17 protein-coding genes are annotated in these 17,101 nt (G+C 73.3%); 13 read left to right on the top strand and 4 right to left on the bottom strand.

All coding sequences use genetic code 11. The features are described from left to right. Together fmt and ACWDY5_RS07670 are read left to right on the top strand one after the other, a co-directional pair. Nucleotides 1-927, top strand: coding sequence for a methionyl-tRNA formyltransferase (gene fmt, locus ACWDY5_RS07675; protein WP_449721472.1), 927 nt, complete (start codon nucleotides 1-3; stop codon nucleotides 925-927). Next, nucleotides 924-2,357, top strand: coding sequence for an RsmB/NOP family class I SAM-dependent RNA methyltransferase (locus ACWDY5_RS07670; RefSeq protein WP_449721471.1), 1,434 nt, complete (start codon nucleotides 924-926; stop codon nucleotides 2,355-2,357). Before fmt ends, ACWDY5_RS07670 begins: the two co-directional genes overlap by 4 nt. 1 nt (nucleotide 2,358) lies before the next feature. Here the strand turns inward: ACWDY5_RS07670 and ACWDY5_RS07665 are convergent, their stop codons facing one another. After that, nucleotides 2,359-3,567, bottom strand: coding sequence for a styrene monooxygenase/indole monooxygenase family protein (locus tag ACWDY5_RS07665; protein WP_449721470.1), 1,209 nt, complete (start codon nucleotides 3,565-3,567; stop codon nucleotides 2,359-2,361). A gap of 57 nt (nucleotides 3,568-3,624) precedes the next feature. Continuing rightward, a complete protein-coding gene (locus tag ACWDY5_RS07660; RefSeq protein WP_449721469.1) occupies nucleotides 3,625-4,869 on the bottom strand; it encodes a glycosyltransferase 87 family protein in 1,245 nt (414 codons plus the stop codon). Nucleotides 4,870-4,995: 126 nt separating this feature from the next. On the opposite strand from ACWDY5_RS07660, the gene ACWDY5_RS07655 reads away from it, so the two are divergent. From ACWDY5_RS07655 to ACWDY5_RS07605, 11 genes are all read left to right on the top strand, one after another. Then, entirely contained in the window at nucleotides 4,996-5,643 is a 648-nt protein-coding gene (locus tag ACWDY5_RS07655; RefSeq protein WP_449721468.1) for a response regulator transcription factor, read from the top strand. 44 nt (nucleotides 5,644-5,687) lie between these two features. Further along, on the top strand, nucleotides 5,688-7,052 hold the full coding sequence (locus tag ACWDY5_RS07650; protein ID WP_449721467.1) for an amino acid permease: 1,365 nt from the start codon (nucleotides 5,688-5,690) through the stop codon (nucleotides 7,050-7,052). Nucleotides 7,053-7,077: 25 nt separating this feature from the next. After that, nucleotides 7,078-7,731 (top strand): ribulose-phosphate 3-epimerase, encoded by a 654-nt coding sequence (gene rpe / locus ACWDY5_RS07645; RefSeq protein ID WP_449721705.1) that lies wholly within the window; start codon nucleotides 7,078-7,080, stop codon nucleotides 7,729-7,731. Beyond that, a complete protein-coding gene (gene ribD / locus ACWDY5_RS07640; RefSeq protein WP_449721466.1) occupies nucleotides 7,728-8,756 on the top strand; it encodes a bifunctional diaminohydroxyphosphoribosylaminopyrimidine deaminase/5-amino-6-(5-phosphoribosylamino)uracil reductase RibD in 1,029 nt (342 codons plus the stop codon). The genes rpe and ribD overlap by 4 nt, the downstream gene beginning before the upstream one ends. Nucleotides 8,757-8,768: 12 nt before the next feature. After that, nucleotides 8,769-9,386 (top strand): riboflavin synthase, encoded by a 618-nt coding sequence (locus ACWDY5_RS07635; RefSeq protein WP_449721465.1) that lies wholly within the window; start codon nucleotides 8,769-8,771, stop codon nucleotides 9,384-9,386. Further along, nucleotides 9,383-10,630, top strand: coding sequence for a bifunctional 3,4-dihydroxy-2-butanone-4-phosphate synthase/GTP cyclohydrolase II (locus tag ACWDY5_RS07630; RefSeq protein ID WP_449721464.1), 1,248 nt, complete (start codon nucleotides 9,383-9,385; stop codon nucleotides 10,628-10,630). Before ACWDY5_RS07635 ends, ACWDY5_RS07630 begins: the two co-directional genes overlap by 4 nt. Beyond that, nucleotides 10,627-11,106 carry a 6,7-dimethyl-8-ribityllumazine synthase gene (ribH, locus tag ACWDY5_RS07625; RefSeq protein ID WP_449721463.1) on the top strand — a complete coding sequence of 160 codons (480 nt, stop codon included), beginning with the start codon at nucleotides 10,627-10,629 and terminating at the stop codon, nucleotides 11,104-11,106. The genes ACWDY5_RS07630 and ribH overlap by 4 nt, the downstream gene beginning before the upstream one ends. A 5-nt stretch (nucleotides 11,107-11,111) precedes the next feature. Continuing rightward, on the top strand, nucleotides 11,112-11,582 hold the full coding sequence (locus ACWDY5_RS07620) for a PH domain-containing protein (protein WP_449721462.1): 471 nt from the start codon (nucleotides 11,112-11,114) through the stop codon (nucleotides 11,580-11,582). Next, the gene (locus ACWDY5_RS07615; protein ID WP_449721461.1) at nucleotides 11,563-12,384 is read left to right on the top strand and encodes an alpha/beta fold hydrolase; all 822 of its coding nucleotides are present in this window, start codon (nucleotides 11,563-11,565) and stop codon (nucleotides 12,382-12,384) included. Before ACWDY5_RS07620 ends, ACWDY5_RS07615 begins: the two co-directional genes overlap by 20 nt. A gap of 68 nt (nucleotides 12,385-12,452) precedes the next feature. Then, the gene (locus ACWDY5_RS07610) at nucleotides 12,453-12,908 is read left to right on the top strand and encodes a Rieske (2Fe-2S) protein (RefSeq protein WP_283660074.1); all 456 of its coding nucleotides are present in this window, start codon (nucleotides 12,453-12,455) and stop codon (nucleotides 12,906-12,908) included. A 263-nt stretch (nucleotides 12,909-13,171) separates the two neighbouring features. Continuing rightward, entirely contained in the window at nucleotides 13,172-15,046 is a 1,875-nt protein-coding gene (locus tag ACWDY5_RS07605; protein WP_449721460.1) for a BTAD domain-containing putative transcriptional regulator, read from the top strand. 4 nt (nucleotides 15,047-15,050) lie between these two features. Here ACWDY5_RS07605 and ACWDY5_RS07600 read toward each other — a convergent pair whose 3' ends face one another. Together ACWDY5_RS07600 and ACWDY5_RS07595 are read right to left on the bottom strand one after the other, a co-directional pair. Further along, entirely contained in the window at nucleotides 15,051-15,542 is a 492-nt protein-coding gene (locus ACWDY5_RS07600) for a hypothetical protein (protein WP_449721459.1), read from the bottom strand. Next, a complete protein-coding gene (locus tag ACWDY5_RS07595; RefSeq protein WP_449721704.1) occupies nucleotides 15,539-16,960 on the bottom strand; it encodes a histidinol-phosphatase in 1,422 nt (473 codons plus the stop codon). Before ACWDY5_RS07595 ends, ACWDY5_RS07600 begins: the two co-directional genes overlap by 4 nt. Between the last annotated feature and the right edge of the window lie 141 nt (nucleotides 16,961-17,101).

Genomic DNA, 17,101 nt, shown 5'->3' with positions numbered 1-17,101 from the left:
ATGCGCCTGGTCTTCGCCGGCACGCCCGAGGTGGCGCTGCCCTCCCTGCGCGCCCTGATCGACTCGCCGCGGCACGAGGTGGTGGCCGTGGTCACCCGCCCCGACGCGCCCGCCGGTCGTGGCCGCAGCCTGCACCGCTCCCCGGTCGGTGCCCTGGCCGACGAGCACGGCATCGAGGTGCTCACCCCGGAGAAAGCCGGGGATGAGCAGTTCCTGGCGCGGCTGCGCGAGCTCGACCCCGACTGCTGCCCGGTGGTCGCCTACGGGGCGCTGCTGCCCCAGCGCACCCTGGACATCCCCAGACACGGCTGGGTGAACCTGCACTTCTCGCTGCTGCCCGCCTGGCGCGGCGCGGCTCCGGTGCAGGCCGCGATCAAGGCGGGCGACGAGATCACCGGGGCCAGCGCCTTCCGGATCGTCAAACCCCTCGACGCCGGACCCGTCTTCGGCGTGGTCACCGAGACCGTCCGGGACCGCGACACCGCCGGTGAGCTGCTGGACCGGCTGTCCCGCTCCGGCGCGCGGCTGCTCACCGCGACCATGGACGGCATCGAAGACGGCACCCTGGAGGCCCGGCCGCAGCCGGAGGAGGGCGTCACCTACGCGGGCAAGGTCACCGTGGAGGACGCCAAGGCCGACTTCACCCAGCCGGCCACCGCGGTGGACCGGCTGGTCCGCTCGGTCACCCCCGAACCGGGGGCCTGGGCGGAGTTCCGCGGCGAACGCCTCAAACTCGGACCGCTCACCCCGGTCGAAGCCGAGGCGCTGCCGCCCGGCGAGCTGCGGGTGGAAAAACGCAGGGTGCTCGTCGGCACCGCGACCGGACCACTCGCCCTCGGCGAGGTCCAGGCCCAGGGCAAGAAACGGATGGCCGCCACCGACTGGGCTCGGGGCGTGCGGCCGGAACAGGGAGAACGGCTCGGATGATGCACCAGCCCAACCGTCGGCAGGCCCGCTCGGACCGCAGCGGACCCCCGCGCCGGCGCTCGGGGCCGCGCCGTCCGCCGGAGACCGACCCGGCCCGCAAAGCCGCCCTGGACACCCTGACCGCGGTCCGCGAACGCGACGCCTACGCCAACCTCGTGCTGCCCGGCCTGCTCCGCGACCGGCGCCTGCACGGCCGCGACGCCGGACTGGCCACCGAGCTCACCTACGGCGCCTGCCGCGCCCAGGGCCTCCTCGACGCGGTCCTGCAGGCGTGCAGCGACCGGCCGCTGGCCGAAGTGGACGGTGTCGCGCTGGACGCGCTGCGGCTGGGCGCCTACCAGCTGCTGCGCACCCGCGTCCCCGCGCACGCCGCGGTCGCCTCCACCGTGGACCTGGTCCGCCTGGAACTGGGCACCGGCGCCGGCGGTTTCGCCAACGCGGTGCTGCGCCGGGTCGCCCAGCAGGACGAGGAGGCCTGGGTCGCCGAGCTCGCCCCCGACGAGGACAGCGACCCGGTCGGGCACCTGGCCTTCGCCAACGCCCACCCCAAGTGGATCGCCCAGGCCTTCGCCGAGGCCCTCGGCCCGGAGAAGGCCGAACTGGCCGCCGCGCTGGCCGCCGACGACGCCCGGCCGGCCGTGCACCTGGCCGCGCGTCCCGGCGAGGTCACCGCCGAGGAGCTGGCCGCCATCACCGGCGGCGAGGAAGCCCCCTACTCGCCCTACGGCGTGCACCTGGACCCCGGGGCGGGCGACCCCGGCGACCTGGACCCGCTGCGCGAGGGCCTGGCCGCGGTGCAGGACGAGGGCAGCCAGCTGTGCGCCCTGGCACTGAGCCGAGCGCCGCTGGCGGGCCCGGACGAGACCTGGCTGGACCTGTGCGCCGGACCCGGCGGCAAGGCCGGCATGCTGGCCGCGCTGGTCAGCATGCAGGGCGGCACCCTGGACGCGGTGGAGAAGGCCCCGCACCGCGCCGACCTGGTCCGCAAGGCCACCTCCGGCCTGCCCATCACCGTGCACATCGCCGACGGCCGCGACCCCGGCCTGCCCGAGGGCGGCTACGACCGGGTCCTGGTCGACGCCCCGTGCACCGGGCTGGGCGCGCTGCGCCGCCGCCCGGAGGCCCGCTGGCGCCGCCGCCCCGACGACCTGGCCGAGCTGACCAAGCTCCAGCGCGAGCTGCTGCTCTCCGCGCTGAACCTGGTCCGCCCCGGCGGGGTGGTCGCCTACGTGGTCTGCTCGCCGCACCTGCGGGAGACGGTCAGCGTGGTCGCCGAGGTCGCCCGCCGCACCGGCGCGGAACAGCTGGACACCCGCGAGTACTTCCCGAACGTGCCCGACCTCGGCCCCGGCCCGTCGGTGCAGCTGTGGCCGCACCGGCACGGCACCGACGCCATGTTCTGCGCCCTGTTCCGCCGCCCGGCGGAGTGAGTCAGACCGTGGCCAGGTAGCGCTCCGCCGCGGCTTCGGTGAAGAACCACTCCTGGAGGTCAGGTGGGTTGACGAAGCCGTTGGCGAAGCGTTCGGCGATCGCCGGGCGCATCGCGGCCAGGCCGAGCAGCTTCTGCACGTGCGCCGGCGGCGGGGCCAGCAGAGCGTGGGAGAACTTCGTCGACCACTGGGCGTGCGACCAGAACTCGGCGAAGCAGCGGTGCATCCAGGCTTCGTCGAACGGGCCGTCGTGGCCGCGGATCGCCCGGTGCGTCACGGCCGCGTGGTGGGCGGCGTTGTTCGCGCCCTGACCGGCGATCGGGTCGTTGAGCACCACCACGTCGGCCAGGCCCAGCACCGGTTTCCCACAGGGCAGGGTGGTCACCGGGGCGCGCTCGGTGGGCTGGAGACCGCTCGGGTGGGCCAGCCAGGCGTGCTCGTCGACCAGCTCCGCGCCGCGGAAACCCTCGGCCTCCCACGGGAAGAACTCGGTCAGCAACTCCTCGGTGAGCGCCAGGTGCGCCCGCGGGGTAGCGCTTTCCGCCCAGCGGTCCATCGGGCCGCCGGGGACCGACTCCAGCAGCATGAACCAGGCCGGGCCGTCCGCGGTGACCGCGGGGATGGCGATCACCTCGCCGACCGTGGGCAGGATGCTGAAACGCACCCGGTCCGGGCTGCTCACCCGCAGGCCGTGCACCGCGCACAGGCCCAGGGTGCGCGCGACGGGGGACTGTGCGCGCACCGGGAAGATCTTGCTCAGCCCGCCCTTGCCGCTGGCCACCACGGTCAGATCGTGGTGCGCCGCAATGCGATCCAGCGACTCCGGGGTGACCTGCTCGATCACCAGCCTGCCGCCCAGCTGCTCGAAGACCGCCAGCCAGGCCGGGTACTTCACCCGCTGGTCCACGGCCTGGGCGGCGGCCCGCAGCGGGGTGTCCCACCCCACCGCGGTGCCGCCCGCGCCGTCGCCGATCCGCAGCCGCAGACCGTCGATCAACGGATCCTCGTTGTCCCACAACGACAATCCCGCCGCCCGCTCCAGCTCCCTGGCCGCGCCGAAGACCGCGGCGCTGGAGGGGAGCCGGCCCGAGGCGATCTGCTCCGCGGTGACGGGGGAGTAGAGGGTGATGTCGTGGTCGCCGTCCCGCAGGAGCGCGACACCGAGCTGGAGTCCGGACTGACCTGAGCCAACGATGGCGATTCGACCCATGTGGCCAGTCTGGTGGGACCCCGGCTCGGCGCGCAGCCGGAGATCAGGTGCCTACCGTCAGACGGGGGACAACTTCGCCCGGTTGGCCGTATCCGCGAGCTCACCGGAACGTTCGGTGACGAACAGTCTCGGGGCCAGCACCAGGATCGCCGCGGCGGAGAGGGTGTAGGCGTTGCCCAGCACGTGCTGGGCCAGGTTCCAGCCCAGGTGGTCGTAGTAGGAGAACCACCAGTGCGGGGACAGGAAGGTGACGAGTCCGAACACCCCGGCCAGCGAGAGCGCCAGCTTGTCCTTGGCCCGCGCGCCGTGCACCACCAGGCACAGCAGCACCGGCATCGCCCACACCCAGTGGTGCGACCAGGACACCGGCGAGACCAGCAGCCCGCCCAGCGCGTTGAGCGAGAGCGCCCACGGCGCGCCGACGGTGTCGAAGGCCTGGCGCATGCCGCGCAGCAGCAGGAACAGCACACCGAGGGACAACAGCAGCCACAGCACGGTCAGTGGCACGCCCTCCAGGCCGGTCCTGGCCAGCAGGCCCTTGATCGACTGGTTGCCCGGGTAGGTGGCGCCGCCGATGCGGCCGGTGTCGAACAGGGTCTCGGTCCAGTACTGGGCCGAGTCGCGGGCGGCCAGCAGGAAACCGAGCGCGGTCGCGCCCAGGAAGCTCAGCACCGTGGTCAGCGCGGCCCGCCGGTCCTTGTTCAGCAGGAAGAACAGCAGGAACACCGCGGGGGTGAGCTTGATCGCGGCCGCGATGCCGATCAGCAGGCCGCGCGGCCAGCGCGGGGCGCGGGCCAGGCAGTCCACCGCGACCAGGGCCAGCAGGATCATGTTGATCTGCCCGAACCCGGCGGTGCCGCGGATCGGGTCCAGCGCCAGCGCCAGCGGCAGCGCGGTCAGCAGCGGCCACGGCACCCGGCCGGCCGCGCGAACGCCGAGCCGGTTGAGCACCATGGCGGCCACCAGCGCGGTCAGCGCCGCGGTCAGCGAGGTCAGCGCCAGCGCGGCGGTGCTCCAGGAGATCCAGGTCAGCGGCACGAACAGCACCGCGGCCAGCGGCGGGTAGGTGAACGGCAGGCCCACCCCGGCCTGGGTCAGCGGCATCGTCCCGTACAGCTCGCCGCCGTCCAGCCACACCTGCGCGCCGATCCGGTAGACGTCCAGGTCGATCGGCGTGGTGAACACGAACAGCCCTTGGTCGCCCCACCGCGTGAACAGGGCGATCAGCGCGACCAGGTTCGCCACGATGATCCCCGCGCGCCCGAGTGGGCTGCGCCACAGTCTCTCCAGCGCAGTGCGCACCGGCCACCTCCACCATCCACTCCGGACGCAACACACGCCCGGCTGTGGCGTCAGGTCTATGTGGCGGTGCTTATCGGGCCGCTAAGGACGATCTTTATGGATCGCTGACAGAACGGGGATCGGGACATGCGGGTGCTGCTCGGGGAGGCCGCGCACCGGAGGTCCGAGGACGAGGTCGAGGCGTTGCGGCGGCTCTCGATCGCGGTGGACCACTGCCGCGACACCGCGGGGGTGCTGGCGCGGCTGGGGGTGCACGACTACGACGTGCTGGTGCTGGACCAGCAGCTGCCCGGCTGGGACCGGTTGTGCGCCAAGACATCCGTGCTCGCGCCGGAGGCCAGGCTGCTGCTGGTCACCGGCCCCGCGCTGGCCGATCGCCTGCACGGCCTGGAGCTGGGCGCCGACGACTGCCTGGCCCGCCCCTACGCCTTCGCCGAGCTGCTGGCCCGCATCCGCGCCCTGGGCAGGCGGGCCAGCCCCGCGCTGCCACCGGTGCTGGAACACCGCGGCGTGGTGCTGGACCTGGCCCGGCACCGGGCGCTGCGCGACGGCACGCCGTTGTTGTTGTCGCCCAAGGAGTTCGCCGTGCTCGAGGTGCTGCTGCGCGCGCAGGGCTCGGTGGTCAGCCCGGAACAGCTGCTGGAGAAGGCCTGGGACGAGCACGCCAACCCGTTCACCAACGCGGTCCGGATGGCGGTGATGACGTTGCGCCGCAAGCTCGGCGAGCCCTGCGTCATCCGCACCGTGCCCAGGGCGGGCTACCAGCTGACCTGAGGCCTGGCAATCAGTCCACTGTGGAAGTGGCACGATGGTCCCTTGTGGAACACCAGGGGCTGCGCCGGGAGCTGACCGGCAGACAGGTCGGCATGATCGCCATCGGCGGGGCCATCGGCACCGGCCTGTTCCTCGGCTCCGGACTGGCCATCTCACTGGCCGGGCCCGCGGTGGTGCTGGCCTACCTGCTGGCCGCCGTCGCCGCGCTTGCGCTGGCCTACGCGCTGGCCGAGATGACCGTGGTGCACCCCGAACCCGGCGGCTTCGGCACGGTCGCGCACCGCTACCTCGGGCCGATGGCCGGGTTCGTGCAGCGCTGGATCTATGTGGCCGCGCAGGTGGTCAACATCGGCAGCGAGGTGGTCGCCGCCGGGCTGTACGCGCGGTTCTGGTTCCCGCAGCTGCCGCTGTGGCTGCCGGTGCTGCTGTTCTCCCTCGGCGTGCTCGCGGTCAACTTCGCCTCGGTGCGCTTCTTCGGCGAGTTCGAGTACTGGTTCGCCATGATCAAGGTCGCCACCATCGTGGTGTTCGTGCTGCTCGGCGCGGCCTACCTGGCCTTCGGCCTGCCCGGCCACCCCTCGCCGGGACTCTCGGCCTGGCACGACGGCGGGTTCGCGCCCAACGGGCTCGGCGCGGTCTGGCTGGCGGTGACCGTGGTCACCTTCTCCTACCTGGGCACCGAGGCGGTCGCGGTCACCGCCGCGGAGTCCAAGGACCCCGCCAGGGACGTGCCGCGCGCGGCCAAGGGCATGGTGGCCAGGCTGGTGCTGTTCTACGTGCTCGGCATGGCCGTGGTGGTCAGCATCGTGCCGTGGCGGGAGACCGCCTCCGCGCAGGGGGTCCTGGAGAGCCCGTTCGTGAGGTTGTTCACCTTCGCCGGCATCCCCGCCGCGGCCGGGATCATGAACTTCGTCATCCTCACCGCCGCGCTCTCGGCGATGAACACCAACCTCTACCTCAGCTCCCGGATGCTCTACTCGCTGGCCCGCGACGGGCACGCCCCCCGCGCGCTGGCCAAGGTCTCCGGGCGCGGCTCGCCCACCCGCGCGCTCGGCGTGGTCGCGCTCGGCCTGGTGATCGCGGTGCTGGTCTCCGTGCTGTCCCCGGCCGAGGCGTTCCCGCTGCTGGTGGGCCTGGCGCTGTTCGGCGCGCTGGTCGCCTGGATCCTCATCTTCGCCACCCAGCTGGCCTTCCGGAGACAGCGTGCCGCCGCCGGGCTGCCGCCCTCCCCGGTCCGGCTGCCCGGCGCGCCTTACACCACGGTGGCCGCGATGCTCTTCGTCGCCGCCGTGCTGGTCACCACCGCCTTCACCGAGCAGTTCGCCACCGCCTGGCTGGCCGGGGTCCCGTTCCTGCTCATGCTCGTGGGCGCATACCTGCTGTCCAGGCGGCGTCAGCGGGCGGCATAGACTCACCGGCGTGTGCCGCCAGCCGATGATCGCGCCGTCGATCCTCTCCGCCGACTTCGCCCGTCTCGCCGAGGAGACCGCCGCCGTGCGCGGCGCCGACTGGCTGCACGTGGACGTGATGGACGCCCACTTCGTGCCCAACCTGACCCTCGGCCTGCCCGTGGTCAAATCGCTGCTCAAGGCCACCGACATCCCGATCGACTGCCACCTGATGATCGAGGACCCGGACCGCTGGGCGATCGGCTACGCCGAGGCGGGCGCCTACAACGTCACCGTGCACGTCGAGGCGGCCAAGGACCCGGTCAAGCTGGCCAAGGACCTCAAGGCCGCAGGCGCCAAGGCCGGGCTGTCGATCAAGCCCGGCACCCCGCTGGAGCCCTATCTCGAGGTGCTCAAGCACTACGACACGCTGCTGGTCATGTCGGTCGAGCCCGGCTTCGGCGGCCAGTCCTTCATGCCGGAGGTGCTGGACAAGGTCCGCACCGCCCGCCGCCTGGTCGACACCGGCCACCTGAAGCTGGTGGTGGAGATCGACGGCGGCATCAACGACGACACCATCGAAGCCGCCGCCGAGGCCGGGGTGGACTGCTTCGTGGCGGGCTCGGCCGTCTACGGCGCGGACGACCCGGCCGCCGCCGTCAGCGCGCTGCGCGCCAAGGCCGCCGCGGTCCGGGGATGAGCCCCCAGGACCGGCTGCCGCTGGTGGAGGCGATGCGCACGGCCATCGCCGCCAGCACCGCCGTGCTGGGCACCACCAGCCCCAACCCGCCGGTCGGCGCGGTCATCCTGGACGCCGACGGCGCCGTGGCCGGGGTGGGCGCGACCCAGCCGCCCGGCGGCCCGCACGCCGAGGTGATGGCCCTGCGCGAGGCGGGGGAGAAGGCCAGGGGCGGCTGCGCCGTGGTGACCCTGGAACCCTGCAACCACACCGGCCGCACCCCGCCCTGCGTGGACGCCCTGCTCACCGCGGGCGTCGCCGAGGTGCACTACGCGGTGGCCGACCCCAACCCCAGGGCGGCCGGTGGCGCCGACCGGCTGCGCGCCGGGGACGTCGAGGTCAGCGAGGGCCTGCTGGCCGAGCAGGTGCGGCGCGGGCCGCTGCGTGCCTGGCTGCACCACGCCCGCACCGGCCGCCCGCACGTGACCTGGAAGTACGCCGCGACTCTGGACGGGCGGGTGGCCGCCGCCGACGGCACCAGCCGCTGGATCAGCTCCCCGGAGTCCAGGGCCGAGGTGCACCGGCTGCGCGGCCAGGCTGACGCGATCATGGTCGGCCGCGGCACCGTGCTCGCCGACGACCCCGAGCTCACCGCCCGCACCCCCGACGGCGGCCTGGCGCCGCGGCAGCCGCTGCGCGTGGTGGTCGGCGCGGGCGACCTGCCCGCCGCGGCCAGGGTGCGCAACGACGCGGCGCGGACCCTGCACCTGCGCACGCACGAGCCCAAGATGGTGCTGGCCGAGCTGGCCGCCCTCGGCGCGGTGGACGTGCTGCTGGAAGGCGGGCCGCGGCTGGCCGGGGCCTTCGCCGCCGCCGGGCTGATCGACCGGGTGCTGCTCTACCTGGCCCCCGGCCTGCTCGGCGCCGGTCCGGCCGCGCTGGCCGAGGCCGGGGTGGGAACGATCGCCGACACCGTGCGGTTGCAGTTCGAAGAGGTCGGCAGGAGCGGACCGGACGTGCGGATCAGCGCGGTACCCGCGCCGTAGGAGGAGGACGACGTGTTCACCGGGATCGTGGAGGAACGAGGCTATCTCGTCGCGGTCGAGCAGCTCACCGACGCGGCGCGGATCACCGTGGCCGGGCCGCTGGTCACCTCCGACGCCAAGCACGGCGACTCGATCGCGGTCAACGGCGTCTGCCTGACCGTGGTCGAGGCCGGGGACGGCGTGTTCACCGCCGACGTGATGCGCGAGACCCTCCAGCGCAGCAACCTCGGCAAGGCCGCCGCCGGCGACCCGGTCAACCTGGAGCGCGCCGCCGCCGTGGGCCAGCGCCTGGGCGGGCACATCATGCAGGGCCACGTGGACGGCACCGGCGCCATCGCCGCGCGCGAGCCCTCCGCGCACTGGGAGCTCGTCCGGGTGGCCATCCCGCCGGCGCTGTCCCGCTACCTGGTGGAGAAGGGCTCGGTGGCCATCGACGGCGTCTCGCTGACCGTGGTCGAGGTCGGCGAGGACTTCTTCACCGTGAGCCTCATCCCAACAACGCTCGACTTGACCACACTTGGTATCCGGCAGCCCGGGGACCAGGTCAACCTGGAAGTGGACGTGCTCGCGAAGTACGTCGAGAAGCTCGCCAGCGGGGCCATCACGGCCGCTACCAAGGAGACCCGGTGACCGAATTCGACACCATCGAGGCAGCCATCGCCGACATCGCGGCGGGCAGGCCCGTCATCGTGGTCGACGACGAGGACCGGGAGAACGAGGGCGACCTCATCTTCGCCGCGGAGAAGGCCACCCCGGAGCTGATCGCCTTCACCGTGCGCTACACCTCCGGCTACATCTGCGTGCCGCTGCCGGAGTCCGACTGCGACCGGCTCGACCTGCCGCCGATGTACCACACCAACCAGGACGCCCGCGGCACCGCTTACACCGTGACGGTGGACGCCCGCAGCGGCGTGTCCACCGGTATCTCCGCCGCCGACCGGGCGTACACCATCCGGCTGCTCGCCGACGCCGCCTCCACCGCGGCTGACTTCAACCGGCCCGGCCACGTGGTCCCGCTGCGCGCCAAGGAAGGCGGCGTGCTGCGCCGTCCCGGCCACACCGAGGCCGCCGTGGACCTGGCCCGCCTGGCCGGACTCCGGCCCGCCGGGGTGCTGTGCGAGGTGGTCAGCCAGAAGGACGACGGCGACATGGCCCGCCGCGACGAGCTGGAGGTCTTCGCCGCCGAGCACGACCTCAAGCTGATCAGCATCGCCGGGCTCATCGCCTACCGCCGCCGTTTCGAGAAGCAGGTGCAGCGGGTCGCCGAGGCCCGCATCCCCACCGCGCACGGCGTCTTCCGCGCGGTCGGCTACGACAGCCTGCTGGACGGCATCGAGCACGTGGCCCTGGTCACCGGCGAGCTCGGCGACGGCGAGGACGTGCTGGTGCGGGTGCACTCCGAATGCCTCACCGGCGACGTGTTCGGCTCGCTGCGCTGTGACTGCGGGCCCCAGCTCGACGCCGCGCTGGCCGCGGTCGCCGCCGAGGGCCGCGGCGTGGTGCTCTACATGCGCGGCCACGAGGGCCGCGGCATCGGCCTGATGCACAAGCTGCAGGCCTACCAGCTGCAGGACAATGGCGCCGACACCGTGGACGCCAACCTCGCCCTGGGCATGCCGGCCGACGCCCGCGACTACGGCACCGGCGCGCAGATCCTCTCCGACCTGGGCATCCGCTCCATGCGGCTGCTCACCAACAACCCGGCCAAGCGCGTGGGCCTGGAGGGCTACGGCCTGCGCGTGGTCGACCGGGTGCCGATGCCGATCCGGCCCAACCCGGAGAACCTGCGCTACCTGCGCACCAAGCGGGACCGGATGGGCCACGAGCTGTACGACCTCGAGAACCTCGGGGCGGAGACGGGAGACCGGGCATGAGCGGGGCAGGACGGCCGGAGATCGAGGTTCCGGAGGCCGGTGGGCTGAGCGTGGCGATCGCGGCCACCCGCTGGCATCCCGAGATCACCGACCTGCTGGTGGAGCGCGCGCTGGCCGCCGCGGCCAAGGCCGGCGTGCCCGAGCCGACCGTGGTCCGGGTCGCGGGCGCGATCGAGCTGCCGGTGGTCTGCCAGGAGCTGGCCCGCCGCTACGACGCGGTGGTCGCCCTCGGCGTGGTCATCCGCGGCGGCACCCCGCACTTCGAGTACGTCTGCGACGCGGTCACCGACGGCCTCACCCGGATCGCCCTGGACGAGTCCACCCCGGTCGGCAACGGCGTGCTCACCTGCGACACCCTGGAACAGGCCCTGGACCGCTCCGGGCGGCCGGGCAGCGCTGAGGACAAGGGCTTCGAGGCCTGTGTGGCGGCCATCGACACCGCGGTGACGCTGCGGCAGCTGCGAGGTGGAAAATGACGGTCGTGGCAGAGCAGACCGAGACCGCGACCCCCGCCGCCGTCGTCATCCGCCCGCACCTGGTCCGGATCATCGGGTTCACCTTGGCCCCGATCCTGTTCCTGGCCTTCGCCAGCGCCGGGATCTTCATGCGGGCCACCTACACCGGCGCGCACTTCCGGATCTCCGACCAGGTGGCCATGGTCATCGTCGGCGTGCTGCTGGCCGCGGGCGCGCTGGTGCTGACCAGGCCCCGGCTGGTCATCGACGCCGACGGGGTGGACGTGCGCGGGTTCGTCGCCCGCAAACGCCTGTCCTGGCAGGAGATCCTCGGCATCAGCTTCCCGGACAAGGCCTACTTCGCCAAGCTGGACCTGCCGCACGACGAGCACTACCCGGCCGTGGCCATCCAGTCCTGGGACGGGCCGCGCGCGGTCAAGGCGATCCGGGTGCTGCGGGAGAGGTACGTTGGGGCGCATGGAGATTCGCCTCGGTGAGCTGACCTTCGACGTGGCCGTGTCCGGACCGGCCGACGGCGAGGTGGTGCTGCTGCTGCACGGTTTCCCGCAGTCCCACCACTGCTGGGACGAGGTCGTCGAGCTGCTCAACGCCCGCGGCTACCGCACCGTCGCCCCGGACCAGCGCGGCTACTCACCCGGCGCCCGGCCGGAGGCGGTCGACGGCTACGACATCCCGCTGCTGGCCGCCGACGCGATCGGCATCCTGGACGCCCTCGACGTGCCCGCCGCGCACGTGGCCGGCCACGACTGGGGCGCCATCGTGGCCTGGAACGTGGCCGTCCGGCACCCGGCGCGGACCCGCACGCTGACCGCGCTGTCCGTGCCGCACCCGGCCGCCTTCGCCTGGGCCCGCGCGCACGATGCCGACCAGCAGGCCCGCTCCGCCTACATCGAGTTGTTCCGCACCGAGGGCAAGGCCGAGGACGTGCTGCTCGCCGAGGATGCCCAGCGCTTGCGCGAGACCATGGTCCCGCCGCTGACGCCGGAGCAGGCGGCCCCGCACCTGGCCCTGCTCGGGCAGCGGGCGGCGCTGACCGGGGCGCTCAACTGGTACCGGGCGATCGGCCCCGAGCTCGGCGAGCTCGGCCGCGTCACCGTGCCCACCACCTACCTCTGGAGCACCGAGGACCGCGCCCTCGGCCGGGCAGGCGCGGAGCGTTGCGCGCAGCACGTGACCGGGCCCTACCGGTTCGTCGAGGTCGAGGGCATCACGCACTGGATTCCGGAACAGGTGCCCAAACTCGTCACCGAGGAGATCGTCCGGCTGGCCACCGGCTGAACCCGGTTCGCGGAGCTCTCGTAGTACAGGGCACCAACTGGACCGTCCACCCACCACAGGAGGTTCCCGTGCCCGCTCCCGAGCTGCCCAGACCCACCCGGCGCACCGTGCTGTGCGGACTGGCCGCGGCCCTGCTCGTGCCCGCCGGGCTGGTCTCGGCCTGCGGCACCGAGACACCGGCCGGATCCGGACCCGGCGGCACACCCGGCGGCACCGGCGGGGCGGCCCCGGGCGGGGCGCTGGCCAAGCTGGCCGACATCCCGGTCGGCAAAGGCGCCGTGGTCACCGGGCCGCAGGGACCGTTGCTGCTGGTCCGGGCCTCGGAGACTGAGGTCAGGGCGTTCAACGCGGCCTGCCCGCACGCCGGCACCCCGGTCGCGCCACCGGCCAACGGCACCATCACCTGCCCCAACCACGGCAGCCAGTTCGACGCCGGCTCCGGCGCGGTGAAGAAGGGACCGGCCACCACCGGGCTGACCCCGGTCAAGGTCACCGTGGCCGACGGGCAGGTGCTGGCGGCCTGATTCACCGTCGAGCAATATGATGGAAACTCGGATTAGCCGCCGTCATACCGTGATTTGCCCGTTATGGGAACCCCCTGATGGCGGCTCTTTCGGGTGATTCTTGCGATTAAAGAATCTCTAAGCATCTCGCATGACACCTGATGTTCGATCGGGGATGATTTCCCATCACTTGATGGACCAAGCATAATTGCACCAATCGAGTGAGTAAGTGCGATATACCAGTGCGTGCTGAGCCCTCGCGGGGGTCCGGAACGTGGAGGTAGATGAACATCCAAGTGTCCGTGCTCGGCCAGTTGGAGGTGCTGCGCGGCGGGGTGGCCATCACGCCGAGCCCACCAAAACTGCGTCAGGTGCTAGCTCTTCTCGCGGTCAGCGCGAACAGTGTCGTGCGCGTGGACGAGCTCATGGCCGAGCTGTGGGACGGAACTCCGCCGCCAACCGCCACCACGACCCTGCAGACCTACGTCTCCCACCTGCGCAAGCTGTTCGGGGCCACCGGCCGCAACGCCCCCGAGTCGGCCTCCGTCGTGCTGCACACCCATCGCGTCGGCTACTCCCTGACCCTGCCCTCGGGCACCCTGGACGTGCAGCGCTTCACCGAGCTGGCCCAGCGCGGCCGGGGCGAGCTGGAGAACGGCCAGCTGGACCAGGCCGCCGACTCGCTGCGCGGCGCGCTGGCGGTCTGGCGCGGCCCCGCCCTGTCCGATGTGGACCCGGGGCCGGTGCTGCGCGGGCACGTGGCCCGCCTGGCCGAGAGCCGGGCCAGCGTGACCGACCAGCGGATGGAGGTCGAGCTGATGCTCGGCCGCCACCACCAGCTCATCGGCGAGCTGACCACCCTGGCCGAGGCGCACCCCACGCACGAGGGCCTGCACACCAAGCTGATGCTGGCCCTGCACCGCTCCGGCCGCCGCTCGGAGGCCCTGCGCGTCTTCCAGCGCCTGCGCGCCACCCTGGTGGACCGCCTCGGCCTGGAACCCGGCCCCGAGCTGCAGCGCCTGCACCGCACCCTGCTCAACGGCGGCGATGAGACCGAACCGGCGCCGCCGCTGACCACCCAGGTCCGCCCGGCCCCCAGCTGGGCCGAGCCGCCGGCGCAGCTGCCGCCGGACTTGCCGTCCTTCGTCGGCAGGGCCGCCGAGCTCGCCGCGGCGGAGTCGCTGCTGACCGCGGGGTCGCAGAGCGCGCCGCCGGTGGTCTCGGTGGTCGGCCCGCCGGGGGTGGGCAAGTCCGCGTTCTGCACGCACGTGGCCAACCGGGTGCGGGCCCGCTTCCCGCACGGCCAGCTCTACGCCGACCTCGCCGAGACCGAGCCCGAGGAGGCCCTGGCGGGTTTCCTGCGCGCCATCCGTGGCCCGAACACCCCGCTGCCCACCGAGCTGCGCGAGCGCAGCCAGCTCTTCCGCAGCTGGACGGTGCAGCGCAAGGTGGTCGTGGTGCTGGACAACGCGTGCAGCGCCGCCCAGATCGCCCCGCTGGTGCCCAGCGGCCCCGGCTGCGCGGTGCTGGTCGCCTGCCGCCGCCGGGTCCCCTTCCACGGCGCCGCGCTCACCGTCGACCTCACCCCGCTGGATGCCACGGACTCCTTGGAGCTGCTGCGCTCGGTCATCGGCGCGCCCAGGGTCGAGCAGGACGCCGGTTCCGCGCAGACCCTGGTCGAGCTCTGCGGCGGCCTGCCACTGGCCCTGCTGGCCGCGGCCACCCGGCTGACCCTGCGCCCGCACTGGTCCATCGGCCGCCTCACCGACCGCCTGGTCTCGGAGGACCAGCGGCTGCGCGAGCTGGCCAGCGGCAAGCTGGACGTGCGGGCCAGCGTGGAGGCCAACTACCGCCTCCTCGCGGGCCGCTACCGCACCGCCTTCGTCCGCCTGGGCTCGCTGCCCGGCGGGCCGATCTCGGTGGAGCAGGCGGCCCTGGCGCTCAACATCGACGAGGACGCCGCGGAGGCGGTGCTGGAGCGCCTGGTGGAGTTCCAGCTCGCCGAGGTCGCCTCCACCGAGCCGGAGAACCACGGCGCCTACTTCCGCTACCGCTTCCACCCGCTGATGCAGCTGGCCGCCCGGGCCCTGGCCGCGGCCGGCGTGCTGGAGGAGCGGCCGCTGGGGTTCCCGCTGGCGAGCACCCCCAGCGACCGCTAGCCGGCTAGTGGTCGGCGCAGCAGGGCGTCGGGTTGGGCACCTCGAACGGTGCCAAGCCGTCGCCCGCCGGGGTGACGGTCAGCGTGAGCACGCCCTCGCGCCACTCCGGGCGGACGTGGTCCCTGGTGTGCAGCACCGCCTCCGGCGCGGGCTCGGGGCCGCCGAGCACCACGATCCGCTCGACCGCGGTGTCCAGGACCCGCGCCACCGGCACCGCCCCGGTCAGCCCGCCCGAGCCGGGGAAGATCACCGCCCGGCCGGCGGTCCGGGACCGGTGCTCGGCCGCGGCCAGCTCCGCCCCCGGCGAGTCGTCGGCTGGCAGCGCGCCCGGGTAGCCGGCCGGGGCCGCGAAGGACAGCGCCACGTGCGGGGTCTGCGTGCGCACGAAGTGCGTGCACACCAGGACCTCCTCCGGCAGCGCGAACTCCGCGACCAGCTCGCGGGCCAGGTGGTCGGCCGCGGCCAGGTCCTTGCTGCCGCGGTCGACCCCGGTCACCAGGGCAGGGCCCAGATCGGGTTGGTGTAGAACCACAGATCCCTCCACGGGTCAGCGTCGCCGATGACGTCCATGGCCGGGCCGTGCGGGTCCACCGAGGCCCCACGTAGCCCGACCGCTTGCCGGTTGCCGTCCGTGCCGCGCAGCCGCAGGTAGCACGGACTGTCCAACCTGCCCAGCTGGTGCACGATCCGGAGTGTGCCTTCCGGCCGCACCTCGAAGGCCTGGGTGACCTTGGTGTCCGGGGCGGTGGTGGCGTCCCGGTCGGTGACCGGCCCGGTCACCTTGCCCTGGATGAGGTCCACCCGCGCCAGTTTCGGCACGAACGACGCCCAGTTCGGCAGCCGGGCCGCCTCGATGGTGACCACCAGCTCCAGCCTGGTGCCGCGGCGGGCGTGCAGGACGCCGCCCAGGGGCACCGACTGCTGGCCCCAGCGGTCGGCGGTGCGCAGCTGCACGTCCAGGCCGGCGACCAGCGCGCCGTGGTCGACCCACACCCGGCCCGCGCGGATCGCCTCCAGGACCGCGCCGTAGGAGTGGTCCCTGGCGCCGACGTGGGTGCGGCTGTAGTAGCCGGGGAAGAAGTCGCCGGCGCCGAGGTCGGGCTTGCCGCCGTGCACCGGGTCGCTGTGCTTGCCGTTGGCGGTGAAGTCGGTGTTCGGGCCGCGCACGGCGGTGTCGGCATAGACGTTGTGCGAGTCGGAGTTCGCGGTGACCCACCACGGCTTGCCCTCGGCGAGCAGGCTGTCCCAGAGGCCGCCGACGGTGGCGGTCATCCAGTCGAAACCGCCGAAGGTCCGGTAGGACTCCAGCGGATAGCCCGGCCAGGAGTCCGGGCCGGGGCTGGCGTCGTAGAGGCCGCGCGCGCCGCCGGGGCCGTTCGGCTTGGGGATGCCCGCGGCCTGGTGGCCGGGCGCGCCCTCCATGCCGACCGCGATCCTGGGCTGGGCGTCCCGCCAGCCGCGGATCTCGTGCGGGGAGTCCAGGCCCTTGCGCGCGGGGTGGTTGGCCAGGAACAGCACGTCCTCGATCCGCCTGCGCCCCACCGCGTCGGCCAGGAAGTTGAGGCCGGAGATGGCCAGCGCCTCGTTCGCCGCGGTGGCCGCGCCCGCGTTGCGGGTGCGGCCGTCGAAGCCGGTCTCGAACTCCTTGAGCACCGAGACCTCGTTGCGGCCGGGGTGCACGATCACGGTGCCGTGCTCGGCGGCCGGGATGTTCCACTCCAGGCCCTGGAACACCAGGGTGCCGGTGTCCCGGCGGGCGGCCACGATGTCCGGGTTGACCTTGTCCACGCCGAGCTTGGCGTGCACCGGCCCGCCGTGGTCGGTGATCACCACCCAGTCCAGCCCGTGCGCGCCCGCGTGCCGGACCTGGTCGATCACCCGGTACTTGCCGTCGTCGCTGTACTGGGTGTGGATGTGGTGGTCCCCGGCCAGCCACCGGTAGCCGCCGCGCGGCGGCCGGGCCGAGGGCGCGGCAGCCTCCTCGGCTGCTCGGGTACGCGGAACGGCCCTCCCCGACGGGAAGGGCCGTTCCTGGTGGCGTGCTTACTCGGCCGG

This window comes from Crossiella sp. NPDC003009, from assembly GCF_053591555.1.
Note: the sequence above shows the minus strand (reverse complement) of the source record. Positions and strands in the feature narration are given on the sequence as shown.

Bases quoted from the DNA above. Each gene is read 5' to 3' on its own strand.
- fmt (WP_449721472.1), top strand. From the start codon at position 1: ATGCGCCTGGTCTTCGCCGGCACGCCCGAGGTGGCGCTGCCCTCCCTG.
- ACWDY5_RS07670 (WP_449721471.1), top strand. From the start codon at position 924: ATGATGCACCAGCCCAACCGTCGGCAGGCCCGCTCGGACCGCAGCGGA.
- ACWDY5_RS07665 (WP_449721470.1), bottom strand. From the start codon at position 3,567: ATGGGTCGAATCGCCATCGTTGGCTCAGGTCAGTCCGGACTCCAGCTC.
- ACWDY5_RS07655 (WP_449721468.1), top strand. From the start codon at position 4,996: ATGCGGGTGCTGCTCGGGGAGGCCGCGCACCGGAGGTCCGAGGACGAG.
- rpe (WP_449721705.1), top strand. From the start codon at position 7,078: ATGATCGCGCCGTCGATCCTCTCCGCCGACTTCGCCCGTCTCGCCGAG.
- ribD (WP_449721466.1), top strand. From the start codon at position 7,728: ATGAGCCCCCAGGACCGGCTGCCGCTGGTGGAGGCGATGCGCACGGCC.
- ribH (WP_449721463.1), top strand. From the start codon at position 10,627: ATGAGCGGGGCAGGACGGCCGGAGATCGAGGTTCCGGAGGCCGGTGGG.
- ACWDY5_RS07615 (WP_449721461.1), top strand. From the start codon at position 11,563: ATGGAGATTCGCCTCGGTGAGCTGACCTTCGACGTGGCCGTGTCCGGA.
- ACWDY5_RS07605 (WP_449721460.1), top strand. From the start codon at position 13,172: ATGAACATCCAAGTGTCCGTGCTCGGCCAGTTGGAGGTGCTGCGCGGC.